Raw genomic sequence first — 551 nt, 5'->3', positions numbered from 1 at the left:
GTCACCCATAATTCTGCCCGCCATCCCTCTCCTTCTTCTCGCAAAGTCGGTATAAGCGTTTGCCAAGCCGTCTCTGTAACGGGCTCTGCCTCATCAACCCAACAAAGCAAAATACGCCCCATAGACTTGATACTGGCTATATTGCGGTCCAGACCAGAAAACTGAAAGGCTATACGACCATCTATCGACTTAATCGACGACTCCCCAACCTTGTAATAGTCCTTTAAAAAGTCGTGCGCTTCAATGACGCGTTTAATCTCCTCCAATGAACTTTCTGCCAAAGAATTCTGAAACTGACGTGCACAAAGTATAGTGCCCGATATCCCTTGCATACCAAATTGATAGCCTTTTAAAGCAGCCATCAAGGCAAATGATCTTGTCTTTCCAGACCCTCGTCCACCCCAAGCAGCACGCACCAAAGCCTTATCTGTAAAAATCGGTATAAGCTTTGGAACAATATTAATCTGTCGTGTCGTCATTGACCAAAGGCGCGATTTCTACACGCGTTATCACCTTAATGGCTCCCCCATCTTCACCTGTTACCTGTAAAG

The 551-nt window shown here is 45.9% G+C and carries 1 protein-coding gene; it reads right to left on the bottom strand.

Translation table 11 applies throughout. The features are described 5' to 3' along the window. Positions 1–479, bottom strand: a 479-nt coding sequence (locus ACFINI_RS10150; RefSeq protein WP_375648062.1) for a phage terminase large subunit, incomplete at its 3' end; no start/stop codon positions are given. Positions 480–551: the final 72 nt, after the last annotated feature.

Source organism: Bartonella sp. AA56HLJMS (assembly GCF_042197145.1).
GTDB lineage: Bacteria > Pseudomonadota > Alphaproteobacteria > Rhizobiales > Rhizobiaceae > Bartonella.
The sequence above is the reverse complement of the archived record's forward strand: the minus strand, read 5'-3'. Positions and strand labels throughout refer to the sequence as shown.